The 16723-nt window shown below is 40.2% G+C and carries 18 protein-coding genes; all 18 read right to left on the reverse strand.

The genetic code is table 11. The features are described 5' to 3' along the window. Positions 1–275 precede the first annotated feature (275 nt). A complete protein-coding gene (locus EFT72_RS13800; protein ID WP_164473163.1) occupies positions 276–455 on the reverse strand; it encodes a hypothetical protein in 180 nt (59 codons plus the stop codon). 216 nt (positions 456–671) lie between these two features. Further along, positions 672–1487 (reverse strand): GTP-sensing pleiotropic transcriptional regulator CodY, encoded by an 816-nt coding sequence (codY, locus tag EFT72_RS13805; RefSeq protein WP_124067501.1) that lies wholly within the window; start codon positions 1485–1487, stop codon positions 672–674. 120 nt (positions 1488–1607) lie between these two features. Continuing rightward, the gene (gene topA / locus EFT72_RS13810; RefSeq protein WP_124067502.1) at positions 1608–3689 is read right to left on the reverse strand and encodes a type I DNA topoisomerase; all 2082 of its coding nucleotides are present in this window, start codon (positions 3687–3689) and stop codon (positions 1608–1610) included. 14 nt (positions 3690–3703) lie between these two features. Beyond that, positions 3704–4804, reverse strand: a complete 1101-nt coding sequence (gene dprA, locus EFT72_RS13815; RefSeq protein ID WP_124067503.1) for a DNA-processing protein DprA — start codon at positions 4802–4804, stop codon at positions 3704–3706. Further along, complete coding sequence (locus EFT72_RS13820; RefSeq protein WP_124067504.1) at positions 4791–5294, reverse strand: ATP-binding protein; 504 nt, start codon at positions 5292–5294, stop codon at positions 4791–4793. The genes dprA and EFT72_RS13820 overlap by 14 nt, the downstream gene beginning before the upstream one ends. Before the next feature lie 114 nt (positions 5295–5408). Then, positions 5409–10163, reverse strand: coding sequence for a hypothetical protein (locus EFT72_RS13825; protein WP_124067505.1), 4755 nt, complete (start codon positions 10161–10163; stop codon positions 5409–5411). Positions 10164–10214: 51 nt separating this feature from the next. Next, positions 10215–10544 (reverse strand): hypothetical protein, encoded by a 330-nt coding sequence (locus tag EFT72_RS13830; RefSeq protein WP_243110019.1) that lies wholly within the window; start codon positions 10542–10544, stop codon positions 10215–10217. A gap of 32 nt (positions 10545–10576) precedes the next feature. Further along, a complete protein-coding gene (locus EFT72_RS13835; RefSeq protein WP_124067506.1) occupies positions 10577–11071 on the reverse strand; it encodes a hypothetical protein in 495 nt (164 codons plus the stop codon). Positions 11072–11097: 26 nt separating this feature from the next. After that, positions 11098–11589 (reverse strand): hypothetical protein, encoded by a 492-nt coding sequence (locus EFT72_RS13840; protein ID WP_124067507.1) that lies wholly within the window; start codon positions 11587–11589, stop codon positions 11098–11100. 75 nt (positions 11590–11664) lie between these two features. Beyond that, the gene (locus tag EFT72_RS13845) at positions 11665–12048 is read right to left on the reverse strand and encodes a hypothetical protein (protein WP_124067508.1); all 384 of its coding nucleotides are present in this window, start codon (positions 12046–12048) and stop codon (positions 11665–11667) included. Continuing rightward, positions 12048–12578: a hypothetical protein gene (locus EFT72_RS13850; RefSeq protein WP_124067509.1), complete on the reverse strand. Its 531-nt coding sequence runs from the start codon at positions 12576–12578 to the stop codon at positions 12048–12050. The genes EFT72_RS13845 and EFT72_RS13850 overlap by 1 nt, the downstream gene beginning before the upstream one ends. After that, the gene (locus EFT72_RS13855) at positions 12571–13014 is read right to left on the reverse strand and encodes a hypothetical protein (RefSeq protein ID WP_124067510.1); all 444 of its coding nucleotides are present in this window, start codon (positions 13012–13014) and stop codon (positions 12571–12573) included. The genes EFT72_RS13850 and EFT72_RS13855 overlap by 8 nt, the downstream gene beginning before the upstream one ends. 82 nt (positions 13015–13096) lie before the next feature. Further along, positions 13097–13324 carry a hypothetical protein gene (locus EFT72_RS13860; RefSeq protein WP_124067511.1) on the reverse strand — a complete coding sequence of 76 codons (228 nt, stop codon included), beginning with the start codon at positions 13322–13324 and terminating at the stop codon, positions 13097–13099. 123 nt (positions 13325–13447) lie between these two features. Beyond that, the gene (locus EFT72_RS13865; RefSeq protein ID WP_124067512.1) at positions 13448–13813 is read right to left on the reverse strand and encodes an ABC transporter ATPase; all 366 of its coding nucleotides are present in this window, start codon (positions 13811–13813) and stop codon (positions 13448–13450) included. Positions 13814–13992: 179 nt separating this feature from the next. Then, the gene (locus EFT72_RS13870) at positions 13993–14313 is read right to left on the reverse strand and encodes a hypothetical protein (protein ID WP_124067513.1); all 321 of its coding nucleotides are present in this window, start codon (positions 14311–14313) and stop codon (positions 13993–13995) included. Positions 14314–14330: 17 nt separating this feature from the next. Continuing rightward, positions 14331–15635: a major capsid protein gene (locus tag EFT72_RS13875; RefSeq protein ID WP_243110020.1), complete on the reverse strand. Its 1305-nt coding sequence runs from the start codon at positions 15633–15635 to the stop codon at positions 14331–14333. 30 nt (positions 15636–15665) lie between these two features. Further along, positions 15666–16010: a hypothetical protein gene (locus EFT72_RS13880; RefSeq protein WP_124067515.1), complete on the reverse strand. Its 345-nt coding sequence runs from the start codon at positions 16008–16010 to the stop codon at positions 15666–15668. Between the two features lie 13 nt (positions 16011–16023). After that, positions 16024–16635 (reverse strand): hypothetical protein, encoded by a 612-nt coding sequence (locus EFT72_RS13885; protein WP_124067516.1) that lies wholly within the window; start codon positions 16633–16635, stop codon positions 16024–16026. Positions 16636–16723: the final 88 nt, after the last annotated feature.

A 16723-nucleotide genomic window follows, 5' to 3' on the forward strand; every position in this document is an offset into this window, starting at 1 on the left:
GTGTTTTTTGTAAGCCATGCTAGTATAACATATTTATTTATGCGATGCAAGTAATTTCTTAATTATTCATGTCGTTTTTGGTAAGAATTCAACCGTTCTACTCCTTACTCCTTCAGCAAAGCCCCTCATATAATCGGGTAGGAGGTAGATAATTATTTTATCTACCGACCTCCCACACCACCTAGCATACCTTTCGGTACTAGGCGGTTCCTTAGTTTTCATAAACTATTGAATAATAGTCAAGCATGGAGGTATATCCCAGCTTGGCTATTATTTTATTTGAAAAGATTTGGTTCAGCTTTTCTGCTACATGCAAGTTCCTTGGCTCTCCAATGTTCACAGCCTAATGCTTTGAGCATTTTGTACTTCGTCTTGATTTTCTTCCACTGTTTCCAGTAGACTGCCCTTATTCTTCGTCTTGCCCACTTATCTATCTCTTGGAGAAGTGCTTTCATGTCTGCAAGTTTGAAGTAGTTAAAAAGGGACAAGGGGAAAAACGTTAGTTTTTCAGTGCCCTCGGTCTTGGCTGTATCCTTCCCACTACTAGGGCTGATTAGGGACTTTCACCCATTATATACGTACGCCGCAAGGCGCACATCAAAGCAGGCGGGAGTCCAAAAGACCATCCCACCTGCTTGTGATTGTACCTTGATTGTACCTTGATTCTATTCTTAAAGCTCTTTTGCTTCACGGCGTTCTAACATCAGCTTGGAATTACCGGCTTTGATCGTCTTTAATTCATCAAATACCACATCATTTAAGACTTTAATATAGGTACCCTTCATTCCAGAAGATCTAGATTCGATTACTCCAGCACTCTCGAATTTTCTAAGCGCGTTGACAATAACAGAACGAGTAATTCCTACACGATCCGCAATTTTACTTGCTACAAGAATTCCCTCGTTCCCATCTAATTCTTCGAAAATATGAGTAATTGCTTCAAGCTCAGAAAAAGATAAGGTGCTGATTGCTGATTTAACTATCTGAACTTTTCTTGTCTCTTCCGCATTCTCTTCATTTACGGACCGCATCATTTCAAGTCCAACTACAGTCGTACCATACTCGCTTAAAATAATGTCATCGATGTCATACTGGGTATCTGATTTATAAATAAACAAAGTTCCAAGTCTTTCTCCTGCAATGTCAATGGGAGTAATAATCGCTTGATATCTTTTGATATCCCCTCCCGTAAATCCAAGTGTTTCCAGATTTACATTTTCTTTCGTTGATAAAATACTGAGCAGTCTTTCATTCAGCATTGTATCTACATATCCTCCAACCTGATCTGCGATCAATTCCTGAATCTCCTCAATGTCTGGAGTAAGACCTACTCCCAGAACCTTTCCTTTCTTGCTGATAACAAGAATATGGGAATTCAGGATCTCGGTAAGCACTTCACAGATATCATTAAATACAACCTTATGAGAGTTATTATTATGCAATAATTTGTTAATTTTTCTAGTTTTGTCCAACAACTGTACGCTCATATCCGAAAACCTCCTTAATAATTGATGTGAAAATCCGAAAAACGACTTTAATATATAAATATTACCATTATCATATACAAATAACAATAGTTTTTTGAAGATTTTTGATTTTCTTAATAATTATTCTTTCTCTTTTTTGTCTACACTATACCCACACTGTTCATTGGAACAAAGTAATTTGTTCCCCTTTTCAACCATGTATGCCCCACACTTCGGACATTTCTGTGTAGAAGGTTTCTGCCAAGACATAAATTCACATTCCGGATTTGCTTCACACCCATAATAAATTCTGCCCTTTTTTGTCTTTTTAATAACGACTTCCTTGCCACATTTGGGACAAGGAACCCCAATTTTCTCCAGATATGGTTTTGTATTTTTACAATCTGGAAAACCAGGACAGGCCAGGAATTTACCGTGAGGTCCATATTTAATTACTAGGTTACGTCCACAAAGTTCACATATTTCCTCTGTCACTTCATCTGCGATGGTAACAGATTCCAACTCCACCTGTGCTTTGTCTACTGCATCTTTCAAATCAGGATAGAAATTTTTAACAACGGTTTTCCATTGTACCGATCCATCTCCTACTTTATCCAGTAGGTACTCAAGATTTGCAGTAAATGTAACATCTACGATGCTTGGAAAACTCTGTTTCATTATACCGTTTACCACAGTTCCCAACTCTGTTACATAAAGATTTTTATTTTCTTTTGCCACATATCGTCTAGCAATGATAGTTGTAATGGTAGGGGCATACGTACTAGGACGTCCGATTCCCTGTTCTTCCATACCCTTTACCAAGGATGCCTCAGTAAAATGCGCTGGCGGCTGGGTAAAGTGCTGGCTGTTATCTAATTGTTCCAGATTTAATTTACTACCCTTGTCTAGGTTTCCAAGCAAAACATTAGACGCTTCTTTGTCTTCATCTTGTACATATACAGACATAAATCCATCAAATGATAGTTTTGATGCAGATGAGGTAAACAAATATTCACCAACTCCGATTTTAACCGAAATGGTCTGATAAACAGCCGGCTGCATTCTACTGGCCACAAATCGTTTCCAAATCAACTGATACAGACGGAATAGATCCCTTTGCAACGATTCCTTAACCATAACAGGTGACAAAACAATATCAGTTGGACGAATGGCCTCATGGGCATCCTGTATCTTTACATTACTTTTTTTAGCTTGTTCCCCTGTTGCCACATACTGACTACCATACTGTTTATCAATGTATTCCCTAGCTGACGCATCTGCTTCTTCCGCTATTCGAGTGGAATCCGTACGCAGATATGTGATAAGTCCCACAGTCCCGCGGCCTTTAACTTCTACGCCTTCGTATAACTGCTGAGCCAGACGCATCGTCTTCTGGGTAGAAAAATTAAGTACTTTTGATGCTTCCTGCTGAAGCGTACTGGTTGTAAATGGAATAGGGGCTTTCTTTACCCTCTCTCCCTTTTTGACTTCCTCTACCTGATAAGTTTGTTTGTCAAGATTTTGAAGTATCTTATCCAATTCTTCTTTGTTCTTGATGGTGATTCTACCATTTTTATCCCCATAGAATTTAGCTGTAAGTGCTTTTTTACTGCCTTCTTGTTTTAAAACCGCTTCTAAATTCCAATACTCTTCCGGAATAAACGCATTTATTTCTTCTTCACGATCACAAATCAAACGAAGTGCAACTGACTGAACACGTCCTGCACTTAGTCCTCTTTTTACTTTTGCCCAAAGAAGTGGACTGATCATATAACCAACCATACGATCCAAAATTCGTCTTGCCTGCTGAGCATCAACTAAATCCATATCAATGACTCTGGGAGTTTTTAATGAGGTCTTCACTGCATTCTTCGTGATCTCATTAAAACTAATCCGATAAACCTGCTTTTCCTTAAACTCTTCTAGCTTCAAGGCCTTCATAAGATGCCAGGAAATCGCTTCTCCCTCTCGGTCAGGATCCGTTGCAAGATATATCTTATCTGCCTTTTTCACTTGCTTTCTAAGCTTAGCCAGTACATCTCCCTTTCCCCTGATCGTTATATATTTTGGATCAAAATCATTCTCTACGTCAATTCCCATCTGACTTTTGGGAAGGTCTCTTACATGTCCGTTTGAGGCATCCACTTCATAATTCGCCCCAAGAAACTTCTTTATTGTCTTTACTTTTGCGGGTGACTCTACAATTACTAAACAGTTCGCCATACCAAACTCCTTGCCTATAGTTTCTTGCCATAGTATTGATGGGATGTCTGCACAATGCAACCTTTTGATTCTAGCTCAATCAGAGCACACATACATTCGGCTACAGACAAACCACTACAGCTTATAATCTCTTCCAGATTCTTCGGTTGCAAATCTAGGCAACTATACACCATTTTTTCTTTTTTGGCAAGCCTGTTCTCGTTTTTTTCATGAACTCTTAATATTTTACCGCTTTGTAATTGAAAATATTCCAATACATTTTCTGCACTTAATAATATCCCTGCGCCTTCCGAAATAAGCTGATTACAGCCAACACTTAATGGATCTGTGACTCGTCCAGGCAAAGCATAAATTTCTTTTCCTTGGTCCAAACCCAGATTAGCAGTAATTAAGGAACCACTTCTTTCCCTTGCCTCTATTACCAGAACCACATCCGATAGCCCGCTGATAATTCGATTTCTCATGGGAAAGTTTCGTGGTTTTGGGGCTTCCCCCGGCATAAACTCGGTGATAATCCCTCCTTGCTTTGTCATTTGCCTGTATAAATCATAATTTTCTTTGGGATAACAGGTATGTATTCCACAGCCCATTACACCAAATGTTTCTCCACCCGCTTCCAATGCGCCTTTATGTCCGGCCCCATCAATCCCCCATGCAAGGCCACTTATAATATTTACCCCTGCTTCCGATAATTCTCTCCCAAGTCTGGTCGCCAGTTGCCGCCCATAGTTGGTGCAGTTTCTGGCACCAATGATAGCAGCCGCCGGTTTTTCTTCCTGGGGCATTTTTCCCTTTACAAATAATCCCATGGGATAGCCATGAATAGAGAGAAGTCTTTTGGGATAATCATCATCTTGAGACATGATAAACCGGACCCCTCTTTGCTCAAGTTCCCCTAGCTCCTTGCTATAAAAATCCATCTCTTTCTTGCTTATCTCCAATAAAGAAAGCTCTTTTTCATTTAATAATCCGGTCCTCTGAAATTCGTTTCTTCCTATATTATATATCTTTTGATAGCTTCCCATAGTATCATACATTTTCTTAATTCTTACCGCTCCTAAAAAAGGAACATGGCTCAGCCAGTATAAACATTCCCGTTCTTTATGATTGTCCATAAATCTCCCCCCAGTATTTGCCTTCTAAGTTTCTAAGTCCTACGGCTTCTGCCAGATGCTTTTTACGAATCGTCTCTTTCCCTTCTAAATCAGCAATGGTTCTTGAAACTTTAAGGATTTTTTCGTAGCCTCTTACACTAAGACCCTGATTCTTGAATACTTTTCCTAAAAACTCACGTTCCTGTTCCCCCAATTTACAAAAGCACATAAGATCATTCTTTTTCATGGAACTATTAAACTTAATCTCTGAATTCTTGAAACGTTCTTCCTGTATCTGTCTTGCACATTCGACCCGCTTTCTAATGGTTTTAGAATCTTCCCCTTCTGCATTTGACTGAATGTCCTCATAAGAAATCGAACTGGATTCCGCACAAATATCAATCCGGTCCAATAATGGTTTAGAAATTTTACTTAGATACTTTGCAACCTGCTGTTGGGAACAACGGCATCTTGTCCGATCCGGATAAAACCCGCACGGACAAGGGTTCATAGCTATAATATATCTGTGCGGTATAATAGATTGTCATGATTGTTGAGTTTCTACTATATTAATATGAGCAAAGAAATAACCGTCAAATTTCCCAACTTGACGGCTATCTTTGACTTAGATTGGAACAGGCGCTTTCTTATTTCTGGAATATTCTTTGGACCAACTATTTTTTGTACTACTCCATACTTCCTGATCGCCAATTTGGGCTTTGATATCTGCATTTTCCAAAGCCCTTGCCACAATCGGTGCCATAGTATTCGCCATTTTATCATAGTCAATGATACCGGATAATGCGGCATTTAATTCTGCAGATATGCCGGTTTTAAAATCATAGGTGGGTTTATCAAACGATACCGACGCTCTGGTATCTACCATATCAAAAAACTCTCGGTTAACGCTATATGTAGTCCCTACATTAGGAGTTACGACATTTGTAACATCAAATGCCTTTGACACATTATCTACCCACTGCTCAATTAGACTGTTAGATGAATCCATGTTGTCAGAGATTCCGGTATTAAAGCCTGCAACAGTAAAACCACCAAACTCAGCAAATAATTTAGATGGTGAATGAATGTCAAGCAGATCGGTAAACCAATTCTTAATATTTCCCACCCAAGTACTTATTACACCTCTGCTGCTATCTTGCTTGTTCTTGATGCCATCGTTCAATCCTTGAACTATAAAACCACCAAATCCAGCAAATACAGTAGATGGTGAATGAATACCCATAGCAATTTTAAAGGGATCAGTAATACCTACTTTTGCAAAGTTTCTCATTATATCCGGTGTACTGGATTTCTGCAATTCCTCAAACTTATGCTTTAACCCTTCATTGGAATACGCCGCCCAACCGGAACCTAGATTTTGCAATTCCGTGTTTAAGGATTTTCCACCTTCTAAAATTTTGTTTGCTCCATAGATTCCGGAGTTAATAAATTTTGTAGTGTTTTCCTCATTCTGTAATCCACCTGTTACAGCATCTGTAACAGCACTGGCCGTACCATTCGCTTCTGCTTTTCCACCGTCACCAATGGCTTTTACCAGTAGCTTTCCTCCATCATAAGACACTTGGTAACCTTTTGATTCATAATCTGCCTTTACCTTATTCCAAAGTTCATCATTCATGGTACTTACAGCTTCAGGGACCCCGTTTTTACCACCCTGACCAAATTGAACTACTCCCTTTTCTCCAAGATCATACATCTCCTGATCCGTGTTTCCATAGGATTCAATTATAGATTGGTAAAATTCTACGGCCGCTTCCCCAACAACTTGTTTACCGTTGACAAATACTCCGCCAAGACCATCAATAGCCTTTGATGCTTCGATCGTAACTTTGCCGAAATTCATGGAATTAACGGTATCTTCCAGTTCCTTGTATTTTTGTTTATGGCCATCTAAAACATCATTGGCTGTATCATATGCTAAACTTGCATCTTCCACTGCCGTTTTTGCGGTGTTCTGTGCTTCTGTGGCTTTTCCTAATTCCTGTTCATAAAAAGAAATCTGCTGCGCTAATTGATACGATGCTTTTTCATTATCATCTAATACAAATCCTTGCTTTTCAAGGGATTCTCTGTTATTTTCAATCCAAACATTTTCATCTACACCGGAATTCACCAAATTATCCATTGCATCTTGCAAGATCTTCATTTTCTTTTCGTTGCTTTCATACTGTTTTTCAGAAATAGATAATTGAACATTAGCTTCAGCCAGAGTTTCATTATACTGTTCTGTAATTTTTTGATAGGCAATCACATCATAGTACTCTTGCTGCTTTTGAATAACTTTTTTAATTGCTTCTTCTTGAGCCGTATATCTTCCCGTTGTCTTATCAATCATGCCCTGTAATTCCGGAGCTTTATCAATTAACTGTTGAGCATAATTTTTCAACTGCTCCTGTTCTGCCGAAGTGATAGAGGCCTGATCTGCAAGATTAAAGTAGGCCTGTGTGAGTGTATCCAACTTTTCAGAATCTTGTTCCGCACTTTCGATTACTTTTTTACTGTTTACTGCTACATTTGAAAAAGCATCTGCAGCATCATTCAAGTCATCAGTGTTAGAACCTATCTTGTCCTGGAACTCAGAAAATTCATCTGCCATCTTCTTTTTCCAGTTCTGATTCATAGCTATCAAACCGCCGGCAATCGCTGCCAACCCAGCTGCCAGTGCCACGTACGGATTTGCTGCCACCCAACCAACAGCTTTTATAAAGAAATCATCAAGCGCTACATATAATCCAGTTATTCCAAGTTTAATAGCATTAATAGCTGCAACGACAGTTTGATAAGTAATAAACGTTGTCAAAAATCCAGCAATAGCACCTGTCAAGAATACAAGCGTATCCTGAGGAATAGACAAGATTACTGAAGAAAACCCTTTTAATACAAGTGATAACGCACTTACTAATCCAGATAAAACCGGTGTAAGTACTGCAGCCAGTCCTTCAATAAATGAAATAAGACCTTTACCTATACCAATCGTTAAGTGGGACAAAGCTTTATACACATCATCTAAAGCATCAACGAACTGTTCCCACTTTATTTTCTTAGACAAATTTGTCATCACATCAAGCAAACGAGGAAGCCCGTTTCCAATCCCCCAGACAGTAACCGGCTTAAGGAAATCAGCATAGAAATCTAACATGCTAGTAAAAGTGAGAATTGTTAATCTTGACAATTCTTTGTAAAATCCACTAAGACTTGTACGGAGATTCGCCCAGTTAATATCCTTTAACATGGAATTGGTAATGTTCAGAAATCTCGCCAATCCATCTTCTCCCAATGTCCACGTCCCTACTGGAACCAAAAAATTATTATAAAAGTCTTTTAAAGTATCTGTGCTAAACTCACTAAATTCTTTGAATCCTTCATTCCAAAGCCGCATCATTGCTTCTCTGGTAGGCTCAGCAACTTCCCAAATCCTCTGAAAAGCGTTTTCAATCTTGTCTGCCATGCCCTGCGCAGAGTTTTCCATATTGGTAAATGCATTGTCCCAAGCTGCCTGATATTCAGAAAATGCATCTAAGAAAGCTTCATCTAATAAACCGCCCCCTGCTCCTGATCCACTACCACTTCCACCACCAGAAGAACTGTCACTGGAATTTACTACATTCAACTTATCGAATGACTGAAGATTGCTCGCCATCTTTTTGGACTTATCTGCAGCATCACCCATCTTGTCAGCTACCCCGCCAGCAGTATCTTCCAGTCCGTCCATATCTGTAGCTGCGGATCCAATAGATGAACCAAGTGATCCTATTTTAATACCTAATAGCCCACCTATCCACGAAAACAGTCTTTGCATAGCAATCACTAAAGCATTGACATAAGGAAGTACTTTTGCAACTATAGGTAGAAATAGGTTTCCTATAGTTCTCCCGAGGTTTGCAAAATTTGACTGTAAAAGCCTCAACTGGTTTGCCGGTTGCCCCAGTGTGTTTGATAAATCCCCCCATGCATAGCGAGTAGAATCCAGTAAAATTATGCTTCTTAATAATGCCTTATCTTGCTGGTTCAATGCGGATATCTTTGCTTTTATACCTAACTCATTTAATTTTTCCTGCAAATTCACTTCGCGGATATTGACACCGTACTTATCTAATGTCCGGCTCATACCAACCATACCGGAAGCCATATCTTTCCATACATCTTCGAATTCCAGATTTTTAACGGACGCAAGGTCGGCTCCTATCATGGAAAGTGCATCTGATAACTTAAGTGCTGTTTCCGAAGCCACTCCCATGGAAGATGCCATCTGACCAAACGTTGCCTGATAATTCATGAGTTTTTCAGGATCTATTCCCATACTTGGCATACCTGTTGACTCTAAATTTCCATTTTGGTCTGGCTGGAATCCAGACATTCTCCCTGTTAATTCTCTTGCACGTTCGCTAAATGAGTTAGCATATGCCTCCGCAGATTCGTAACCTGATTCCTTCCATTCTCCAACTGCATTATCAGCAACCTGTCCCCATGCTGCATCAAAGTAATTTAATGTCTCTATATAGTCCATGGATGATTTGGTTGCTCTCCAAAGCGCTTTTAGTCCTCGAATCAATAGAAAGTATTTAGCATAGAGCATACCGATCTGAGATACTAATCCCTTTGTCGTCAATCGTGCCTTTGTTGCAGAATAAGAGTATGCATTTAAACTGTTTCGCATGGCCTGACCAGCACTGGAAACCCTAGAGCCATTTAACGCTAATCTTGCCAGAGCGTTTGTCATTTGAATGAGATTGTTACTCACATTCGGCACTGTGGACAATGTAATCATCAAATCCTTTAATGAAATCCCAAGGCCTTTTATATTTGGTATAGCATTACCTGCAGCTTTTCCACCTAATTTAGAAATAGAGCTTACCAATGAATTAAGTCCAGAAGCGTCAAATGTTACAGAATCAAGCCCGTTCATCGTCTGAATGAAACTTTGCAGACTTTCTCTGAGCAAAGGGATGTTTCTAGTAGCTTGCGTAACTGTTTTGCCTCCTAATTTAGAAATAGATGATGCAAGATTTATAATTCCTTGTGAATCATAAGAAATAGTCCCCATACTTCCCAAATTGGCTGCCAGAGTTGACATTACCCTAGAAGCATTACTTACCCCTTGTACATCAACTGCACCCAGTTTATTTAATCCCCTGGTTATTCTGGAAAAATCTGCAATTTTAGTCCGTTCATTAAAGCTTTGAATAGATGAAGAAATTTGATTTATTCCAGAAGCCACCTGACTTGCCCCAGACATTTCAATCCCAGATATTGCAGATTGTAAAGACATCATCTTTTGAATAAATTTATCTATTTTGGCATCAGCACTATTCGTACTGGCATCTATTTGGACTTTTAGATCATCAATAACATCAGCCATGTTTTCACCGCCCTTTATACATATAAAAAAAGGCGAGTGAATTTTCGTCCATCACTCGCCCTTTGATCGTTCATTGTTTGCATCACTATCCATTCCATTAAAAAATGATAAGAACTGATTCAATGCTTTTTCTTCTTCAATTTTTTTCTCTTCATCCGTCAAGGGTATTACCCTTATTGGTTTCTCTAAATATTTACCTTTTCGTTTCCGTTTAATAAATGGCATTGCATTACATACAGTAGCGTCTAATGCCGAAGCTACATATTGCCCCATGAGCCACATTTCATCACTGCGAGTCTGCTGTTTTCTTCGATTGGCTTCTGCAAAAGGTAACAGTTTTCTAGGATTCAAATGCCAAAACAAATCATATGGGACATTCATGACCAGAGCGTCCGGCAAATACTGTTCCCAGATTATTTTGTGGAAGTTGACTTCCTTTTGCGGTCCTGAGGAGTCTTCCCGGATTTGGACTTTGGCTCTACTTCCTGATTCATTTTCTCCACCAGTTTGTCCAATCCGGTCAACTTGAAAAAACCGTCTTCTTCCATGCGTTGTTTAAGGAATTCAAACATCCCATAAAACGAAGCACGATCATCATCTGGATTTTCTTTTATAAACTGTTTAAACAATACTTTGGCATCTTGTTCATCAGCGACTGGATTATTTTCCAATAAGCCGGCATATAGAAATGATGGAACCACGGCTGGTAGATCAGATACCATATCAGAGGTGCCATCTATTAACATTTCCATCATTGCCTTTTTGTCATCTTTGTTATAATTACCATTACGAATCATATAAGATCCAGAAACTACCTTAAACGCTTTATCTACACATTCTTTGTATTCTGCCGCTTCAAAGGAATATTCTATTTTGTAATCTTTTCCGCCAATAGTTAAAATCTTCATATCTTAATACCTCCCATACTCTTTTATTAAGGTTCTTCCGACGATTCCGTTGGTACAATTGGATCGTCCCACCCAATTTCTCCGGTCGGTGTTACAGATACACTGGTATCCCAAGCATTGTCAACATCGGAAGCCGCCCAGCCCATTCTTGCAGGAACGCACGTGAAGAAAAAAGCCTTCTCCAATCTGGGATGATAGAATTCTAACCACATTCGCTTATTAGTTACATTAGCTGTATCATATTCATCACAAATTGTTTCCCACATATCCAGGAATACTTGAGTCATGCCGAAAGTGATTGCAATTGCTCCACCTGGATCTTTTAATCCATCAATGTAACGTTTCCACACTGTATCATTCAGAGAAGTCACATCATAGGTTCCCGTTTCCGGATTAAAGTCTGGAATACTTTTCGGATTAGGAAGGTCAGTAAACGCCGTAGGCTTAGTCCCGGCAGTTGCTTCAATGGCATACCCCACATGGATGCCGGCGGTACTCAAATCTACTGCTGTTGCCATAATTTCAGGTCCTCCTTTTTAAAGAAAAAAGAACCTCGCCATTAGACGAAGCTCAAAGTTAATTTGCTCATATTTTTATATCAAATCGCCCTCACAATAGGTCCTATGAAACCTTGCAATCCAGCGATATGCTTCGGATGTATTTGAACGGTCCACTTCCAACGGTCCGTATTTTAAAATAAATCCCAGTTCTGTCATGATATCTGCCACAAGGAAAATCAACTGCTTTGTCTTGCTGGAAGAACCGGAATCATACATAGTAATTTCAAAGTCAGCAGAAACTGCACATTGCTTATTCTGTAGAGAACTGCTCGTTGTAGGCTGTCCTAGGCTTTTGAAATAAAGGTAGGGGAAAATCGAAGGGGTATCATTCCTGGTAGTGCCGCTCCCTTTGATGTACTTTTTCAGTGTTTCATCATTCACCAAACGAGTATAAATCAATGAAGAAATATCAAGCATTACCGAAACACCTCCTTTGCAATAGCTGCCACCTGTGTCCGTATAGCCACGGAAGCATTATACATTGGCATTGTAGCCCTTGTTCCGTGAGTGTAATGCCACTTCTCATCTTCTCCCCAGTAGTACCAACCATCTTCAAAAGCATGAATTTGTCCGGGGAACGTTCCAATGCCGTATCCCATCTCTCCGGCTTTTGGATTATCGGACGGATTATAGAAAGCACCAGCTCCGAACTCAACGAGAAGCAAGGTATTTATGGTTCCGTGGTCATTGGACTTTGTTTGACCAGTGGCAACTAAAATAGCTTTACAACCTTCGGGCCTTGGAGCCATTTCTATTCGTAGGGTTATTGTCTTTCCCAAAGGTGAATCATTAATGCTTTGCAATGCAACTGTTTGACCAGCTTCTGCCAAGCGCTGGCATAGCAATTCAGTTTTCCTGTGCAAGTCCACTTTGTACTTTTCCAACTGATTTATGATATTCTGGATTCCTTTTGAAGAGAGGTTTCCTCGGATCACTCTTTTAGCCATCAATAACACTTCCTTTAGTCCTGCGTTGAAGAATATAAACATTAGAATTAGGACGGGTATCGTCTACCGAGATAACCTTAAAATCAGCTTTATCTGTATCTATCGTACCATCTGCCTTTTGAACCGGATCTGTAGAATACCATATTAAAGTTCCCTCTACAATTGGCAATTTCTTATTGCAAGTCACCATTTTGGCACTGTAATCAGAAATGCTAATCCCATAAGGTTCGTCCTCTGATGTTCCACCGGATTGTCCGAGATTAATCTTAAACCCCACCGGGTCCGCATACCCAACAGTATAATCACCAGTAAGGAGCGGTTCTCCTGTCACTGGATCATAGATGATATTTCCGTCCAAATCGGTTTCATAAACCGGGATATGCTCTGAATATAGCTGATAATATAACGTTTTCTGATTGCGTCTTAAACCTCTCATCCTTTTTCTCCATAATTATGCTAAATAGAAAAGAGAGGTTTCCCTCTCTTATAAAGATAATCCCATTCTACTTTTAATGTTCTTACCTCACTTCAACGCCTAACTTTTTCAGTTGCTGAATTAAACCTGTTACAAATTTACTGGTATCGTAATCTGTAGATTTTTCACACTTAGCACAAGTGTGATTATACGTCTTATTTTTAAAAAATTCCTTAGTTTTTACTTCAAATTCACAACCACATTCCGAATTTCCGCAAGCCATATTCATTACTGGATTTTGCTTACAAAACACTTCAACATACTTATCCATAGAACCCCTCCTTAGTATTTGTAGCAAATAGGATTATCTTTTATCAATATCTTACTCCTATCCATACAGAATTGAAAGATTCTATGTCAAAATAATTCAGTCTTCTGCCTGCATTCCGACCGCTTATTTCTGATTGGTTCCCAAGACTTCCCTCTCAATTCTATCCTCAACCCTGCGATTCAACCACATAAGAGCCTCTTCGATATGAGTGAGGGCACAAGCGTTCTCTCTGGAAGAGAACGGACCGGCCTGGAAGCTTTTTAATCTGTCACGCACGATTTCAAGCAAATCAGTATCAATAATGCCGTGCTGTGAACCTTCCTCTTTGCGTGGTCCTTTTTGAAGTTCAATCTTCTGTTCCTTTGGTTCCGGAAGTCCAGAATCAGAAACAATCAGATACTCATGATTTGCACCGCCCGGACCTTCACCATCTACCGCAAAGACTCTGTTTAACTTTTCTCTTTTCTGAATCGTTGATAATTCTCTCATTATAATCTCCCTTCAAATCTATCTAAGCACTTTACCGATATATCAATACATCTTGTTATTAGCTCTGTTTTCCACTGCCTCCCAGACATAATAAGCATATCTGCCCACCACCATTATTCTGATATGCACCCTGCGTCCGGCCGGGAGGTTAGCCAGACACGCACCGTCTTAAATCTTTGTTACAAAGTCTTTGCCATAGGTACCACATCAAAATAAAGGTCATCTTCATTCTGATATCCCCGGGAAATCCCATTTTCAGAATGGGAACTCTGACCCTCACTTCCCTGCTTCGCCCAATAATAAACGGCGGCATCAAAGACCACATCTCGATACTTTGAAACCGCCTTTGCTTTTTCTGTGTCAGTATATCCATATGGATAACGCTTGGAGCATACTTTACGAATTGCCCGGTTAATGAGAATGAGCAGAACTGGATTATCCTGTTCGCTCACTTCGTCACCAAGATATGTACTTACGTCAGCTAGAATATCTGTTTCCACTCATCTCACCTCCGATCTTATGCTTTAGCTGTTACAGTAGCATTACCGGCCTTTACAGCCTTGTAACTGGAATCGCATTCCACAACAGTGATAACCTTGCCGGTTGCCGCCGTAATATCTGCACTACCGTCCCATGCTGACCATGTCTGAACATTCTGACCATAGGTTACTGCGGTCGCGGAGTCTCCCACCTTATACTTGTAGGAATTACCGCTTGACTTAGCGGGGGAAGCGGTAACCTTGGTATCACCAGTGGCTGTACCAGCAATAGAATTAACAGTCAAGGTCCCAAGTGTGCCAGAACCAGTTACTACTGTAGCAATTACCATTCCGTATGGGTCCGGCAATACCGGGATAAACATACCAGATGCTTTTGTCCACTTTGCTACAGGATCCTGTGTGGACCACATGGTCACCGTTACAAACATCTTCTCCAATGCTTCCTGGAATGCTGTATATTCAGCTTCTTCCGGTGTCGGTCCCCAAAGACCAATACCTGCACTGCCAGAAATATCCGCAGTATAGAACGTCACCTTATCTTCATCGAAATATCTTTTATTAGCTTTTGAGCCGTCCGACTTGATGTAGGCAAACATTTCATCACAAGAAATAACCTGGAACTTGAATTCTTCCTGTAGCATTCTCTGCAATTCTGCCATGGTCACCAATTTACCTACATTTGTTGCACCGTAAATGGCAATCTGCATAGATTTATTCTTTCGCATACGCTGAACCTGTGTATCAGAAGTCAGCATACGATTGGCAATCTTACCCTGGTCTTTCAGGATTTTTACAGCTCTCTGAATATCAGAGAAGATATCATACTCTGGATCAGACCAATCACCAAAATTGATCTTCTGTTCAGCAGGAATTCCGAAATCAATAGCCATATCAAGGTTATTCTCCTTGATTTTCATTATTCCAGTACTCATTAAATTTCCTTTAGCAATCTTAGTCCTGGTGACAACACTATCAGACAATCGCCCCATATCATCGAATACCCACTTGATTAAGCCGTCATCATCAGGTACACCGTTGGTAATATACATCTGAAGCTGTTCTGACTGATTAATTTTCTCTTTGATGAAAAGTTTTTCAGTCAGCACTTTCTCAAATGTGGGTCGAGTGCCGATATGTGCTTCGGTATCCAAAGCATGTACAAATGCCGGTGTCGGCAGGTTCTGCCCCTGCATTAGCCGGTAATACTCGGCTTTAAAATGCTGGGTTTTAATATCGGGGAAAATGGTATCCAGAACCGTGGGTCTTGCAACCGCAAAGTTCTGGGCGAAATTTAATCTTTCTTCCACACTAATAGCGTCCAATACATTAAATGGCATCTCAGTACCTCCTGATTAAAATTCAACTTCGGGAGCATCAAGGATTACAAACCCTTTTGCTGCCAAAGCTGTTTTAGCTGCCGATGTCAATTCAGTCTTTAATCTATTTACATAGATTCTACCGGCCTTAATTACACTGGCCGGACGTTTTACATCGTCAGTCATGTCGACAGTTTCAAAAACGATACCTGTTGCATTACCATCATTAGACGGGAATGCTGTTCCACCATATATCAGCTTTTTGGTATCTACAGTGGTCGCCATAGTCTGAGTAACCATTTCAGTTTTCTGTACTAATCCTACGGCACTTTCCAAAAAATTAGGGAGTGTTTCTCCCTGAATTACTTTCATGTAAGCCATGTCATATCCTCCTTTAAATTAATGTCCCCGGCTGCGCACCAACGATAGGTGTCGCAGTGGGCTGCGGATTTTTATTCTGGGAATATTGTTTTGCGTATTCAGCTGCAGCACTCTTCTTGCCCGGATCCGTGTTTGCCGGTGGATCTCCTGCGCCCGGATTCGGAGTGTTGTCAAACGTCTCTTTTTGCCACTGAGTCTTATTTGCTTCATCACGCTTAGAAATTCCGGACACAAAAGCTTCAGCACTGGTCTTGGCTGATTCCAAATCCAAAGCAGATAGCGCAGCCATCATTCCAGTAAACTCATCTCCAGACAAATTCGCTTTTGCAAAAATAGTTGAGACTGCTGACTGTGTTAGCTGTTTCTGCAAGTCAGCGGCGTTCTTCTCAGCCGTTTCCCTTGCTTTTTTTTCTTTTTCCAATTCTGAAAGATTCTGTTGTTCAATCCCATCAAGTTTGGTCTGCAAATCTCCGGCCTTTTCAGCTTCCTTTTTCCATTTATCAGCGTCTTCCTGGACCTTTTTCACCTCACCGTTATGCTGATTCAGATAGCCTGTTATCTGCTCATCGGTCGGCTCCGTGACACCTAAAGCAATTAAATTCTTCTTAGCCTGTTCTCTGGTCATAACAATATCCTCCTTCTATCCACGCTTTTGTTAACGCAGGTCGCACCTGCTGGATTTTGCCATTTACGGATGACTCCAAATTTAAATA

The sequence above is a fragment of the Clostridium sp. E02 genome (assembly GCF_003833015.1).
Taxonomy (GTDB): Bacteria; Bacillota; Clostridia; order Lachnospirales; family Lachnospiraceae; genus Lacrimispora.

Coding starts and splice junctions, on each gene's coding strand:
- EFT72_RS13800 (WP_164473163.1), bottom strand. CDS start 455: ATGAAAGCACTTCTCCAAGAGATAGATAAGTGGGCAAGACGAAGAATA.
- codY (WP_124067501.1), bottom strand. CDS start 1,487: ATGAGCGTACAGTTGTTGGACAAAACTAGAAAAATTAACAAATTATTG.
- topA (WP_124067502.1), bottom strand. CDS start 3,689: ATGGCGAACTGTTTAGTAATTGTAGAGTCACCCGCAAAAGTAAAGACA.
- dprA (WP_124067503.1), bottom strand. CDS start 4,804: ATGGACAATCATAAAGAACGGGAATGTTTATACTGGCTGAGCCATGTT.
- EFT72_RS13820 (WP_124067504.1), bottom strand. CDS start 5,294: ATGAACCCTTGTCCGTGCGGGTTTTATCCGGATCGGACAAGATGCCGT.
- EFT72_RS13825 (WP_124067505.1), bottom strand. CDS start 10,163: ATGGCTGATGTTATTGATGATCTAAAAGTCCAAATAGATGCCAGTACG.
- EFT72_RS13830 (WP_243110019.1), bottom strand. CDS start 10,544: ATGAATGTCCCATATGATTTGTTTTGGCATTTGAATCCTAGAAAACTG.
- EFT72_RS13835 (WP_124067506.1), bottom strand. CDS start 11,071: ATGAAGATTTTAACTATTGGCGGAAAAGATTACAAAATAGAATATTCC.
- EFT72_RS13840 (WP_124067507.1), bottom strand. CDS start 11,589: ATGGCAACAGCAGTAGATTTGAGTACCGCCGGCATCCATGTGGGGTAT.
- EFT72_RS13845 (WP_124067508.1), bottom strand. CDS start 12,048: ATGCTTGATATTTCTTCATTGATTTATACTCGTTTGGTGAATGATGAA.
- EFT72_RS13850 (WP_124067509.1), bottom strand. CDS start 12,578: ATGGCTAAAAGAGTGATCCGAGGAAACCTCTCTTCAAAAGGAATCCAG.
- EFT72_RS13855 (WP_124067510.1), bottom strand. CDS start 13,014: ATGAGAGGTTTAAGACGCAATCAGAAAACGTTATATTATCAGCTATAT.
- EFT72_RS13860 (WP_124067511.1), bottom strand. CDS start 13,324: ATGGATAAGTATGTTGAAGTGTTTTGTAAGCAAAATCCAGTAATGAAT.
- EFT72_RS13865 (WP_124067512.1), bottom strand. CDS start 13,813: ATGAGAGAATTATCAACGATTCAGAAAAGAGAAAAGTTAAACAGAGTC.
- EFT72_RS13880 (WP_124067515.1), bottom strand. CDS start 16,010: ATGGCTTACATGAAAGTAATTCAGGGAGAAACACTCCCTAATTTTTTG.
- EFT72_RS13885 (WP_124067516.1), bottom strand. CDS start 16,635: ATGACCAGAGAACAGGCTAAGAAGAATTTAATTGCTTTAGGTGTCACG.